The organism is Pseudomonas defluvii (assembly GCF_001695625.1).
Taxonomy (GTDB): domain Bacteria; phylum Pseudomonadota; class Gammaproteobacteria; order Pseudomonadales; family Pseudomonadaceae; genus Aquipseudomonas; species Aquipseudomonas defluvii.
This window is the reverse complement of record NZ_MBPN01000233.1, coordinates 1-2,658: the sequence shown is the minus strand read 5'-3', so window position 1 is coordinate 2,658 and position 2,658 is coordinate 1. Positions and strand designations below refer to the sequence as shown.

The 2,658-nt window shown below is 56.1% G+C and carries 3 protein-coding genes; all 3 read left to right on the top strand.

Annotated elements, in window-relative coordinates:
• Window positions 1-140: 140 nt before the first annotated feature.
• The 3 genes from EKA13_RS26825 to EKA13_RS26810 all read left to right on the top strand — a co-directional run bounded on the left by EKA13_RS26825 (window position 141) and on the right by EKA13_RS26810 (window position 2,168).
• Complete coding sequence (locus EKA13_RS26825) at window positions 141-392, top strand: hypothetical protein (protein ID WP_176717497.1); 252 nt, start codon at window positions 141-143, stop codon at window positions 390-392.
• Window positions 393-1,100: 708 nt separating this feature from the next.
• Complete coding sequence (locus tag EKA13_RS26815; protein WP_016969428.1) at window positions 1,101-1,538, top strand: hypothetical protein; 438 nt, start codon at window positions 1,101-1,103, stop codon at window positions 1,536-1,538.
• Window positions 1,539-1,556: 18 nt separating this feature from the next.
• Window positions 1,557-2,168 carry a hypothetical protein gene (locus tag EKA13_RS26810; RefSeq protein WP_016969427.1) on the top strand — a complete coding sequence of 204 codons (612 nt, stop codon included), beginning with the start codon at window positions 1,557-1,559 and terminating at the stop codon, window positions 2,166-2,168.
• The last annotated feature ends 490 nt before the right edge of the window (window positions 2,169-2,658 follow it).

Here is a 2,658-nt window from a genome sequence, read left to right as displayed (position 1 = left end):
GCCGACCAGCTGCAGTGGCAGTAAGCGACGCAGCTTAAACTCGCTGAAAAACTGTCTTGACCGATGGGTCCACTTTAGAGCTTGTACGCGAGTGGTCGCGGTCCACCTCTGATTTCACGACCTCAATAGAAGCGAACTGGGTGGCTAACGAACTGACGAAACTTAGCTGGAACATGCAGGCCTACAGAACGCTCGACGAGTTTGGAGCGTTGGAGACGGGGAAGCCATTGGTGTTCTTCGATCAGAACATGTCACACCCAAACTTGGCCTGGAGGATACTGCGCAGTAATCACCTCATCCAGCAATCAGAGGAGACCAAAGCCTTACTTCATAACTTTGAGGAGGCTCGCCAGAAAGGTGCAGATCCACTGCCTTTATACCAAAGCCCGTAAACTGCATAATCACGTTTACCGCGTGCAGATACAGGCATACCCTCTCATTAACTTAGCCAAAGCTAACTGAACTGCTGGCCCTATCTCGATGCATGTAGATAGACTAAATTCTCTCACGACTACAGGACGACAGCGGTCCAAAGCGAAAGACAAAGGACTGCCGGCCTCCTCAATTAGCGTCCCCTGTTAACTAGATTTAACCTTAAACTGTTGTCGTTAACAGACCAAAAAATAGATTTAACCGCTTGGATCACACTGCATAGCAACTCACCTACAGCATCGCTACTGGGTTTGTGACAGCTACCGTCCATTCGGGAGCCGATACTGGACGTCAATGTGGCGCTTGATCTCCAAGATGTCCTCGGTCGCGTCAGGAGCGGCGGCCTCGTGCTGGGAGTACAACACATCTGTCGTCTACGTCGGGTTATCTTCGATCCTGTTGCCATAGAACTAGGCCGGAGCTTGGGTACAGCGGGTCGATCGGTGATTGGTATCTGGCTCGCTTTGCTGCAAGCGGGTGGAGCGTCGTTCCATCTGTTAGAGGACAAAATGGCTTTGTCGCTCGTCGGTTCCGTCGCGATGACCCTGGTGCTCATCATCTGGCAAAAACCCGGGCGGTATCGTGGGTAAGTCCAAAGAGCAGGGGGGGGCGCCGACTACATGGTGGCACCCTGCTACAATCGCCTCCCTTGGAATAGAGAGGCCGACATGACACGGATCGCTGTAACACTTGCTAGTTCTCTTGCACTCACCGGCTGCATGACGCAGATGCCCGAATCGGAATACCAGACGATTTCTAAGTTGGTCTCAGCCGCAGGCCTGTGCAAACGCGAGCAACTTATCACCGCAGACCAATACAACAGCTTTGTCTCGTTCCAGATGCAGCGTCGTCCAGCCCAGTACCTGTATGACCAGGGCAAGCTGTGGAATATGGTTCAAAGCTACTCGGCTGAGGCGGATGCTATGGTTCTCACCGACGCAGATCGATCGAAAGCCCAGATCGCTTGTGCTCAGGTGGCTAGCGCGGCGGACGAAATGGCCAGAATGAGCCAAGCACCAGGCGTCGCACCGCAGATGCCGGTCTATACCCCTCGCAACACCAACTGCATCACCAATTACGGCTACACGACCTGCTCGTCATATTAAAGCCCGGGAACAGACCCAATGAAATATATCGCCGCCCTTGCCGTAGCCCTCTCCCTCGCGGGATGCGCCTCCGAGCAGCAGACCTGGAAGGCCACGGCCACAACCGACGAATTCACCGATAAGACCACCATGATGGTCACTACGGGCGATCTGGGCACGCCGAACTGGATCGTCACCCAGCCGCTGCACTTCTACCCGGTAGTCCGGAAGGAAGGCAGCGAGATCTACGTCGGCATCATGTCCGGTGGCCGCTTCAAGGTGCCGGTCGGTACCGTCCAACTGCGCATCGACCAGAACGAGGCGTGGACAATCTCTCCGCAGGAAACGCCGGTGAGCATGGCCCCGTCTATCCCGTTGGCCCCGCTCGTTGGGCTGCAGGGCGAGCAGGCTGCACTGGTCAACAACGCCCAGGAACAGGCGATGAAGTCCACGTCGCAGTTGATGAGCCCGTACACCGTGACAGGCGGCGATAAGGCCAAGCAGATCCTCAAACAGATGGTCTCCGGCCACCTGATCAAGTACCGCACCGTAGGCATCAATCAGGCCGCGTCGACCACCGGAGAGGCCGTTATCGACCCGTCGCTGGTCAAGTCGCTGCGGGAGATCGGCATCGAGCCGAACAGCCTGTAAGGCGTTCCTGCAGCCACAAAAAAGCCCGCCAAGCGGCGGGCTTGCGGGGACAGCGCCAATCAGATTGACGGAGTATGTACGTCGGCGGTCGCGGTGGTAGCCAGGTCAAAAGCGGGCATCACAGGGGCCAACGAGCAAGTCACCTAGGGAGTCTATTCGCCGAACAAGCATGAAACCTTCCTGCGAAGCGGTAATTACATTTGTCACCCGAAAGCGTAACGCAGTGCCAGAGGGGGTGAGCGTTGGTCGCTGGCTACCTGCAAAAGCAGCCTCTGCAGGTAGCCACAGTTTTGCTGCTGCTGATCCAATGCGGCAATAAGGAAGAGAATCCCCCGCAATCCAAAACCTGAGCGCAAGCGTAAGCCCCGGCTAAGCCGGGGCGATTCTTCGTCGGGATTCGTCAACATGGGATCTAAAGTGGACCCATCGGTCAAGACAGTTTTTCAGCGAGTTTAAGCTGCGTCGCTTACTGCCACTGCAGCTGGTCGGC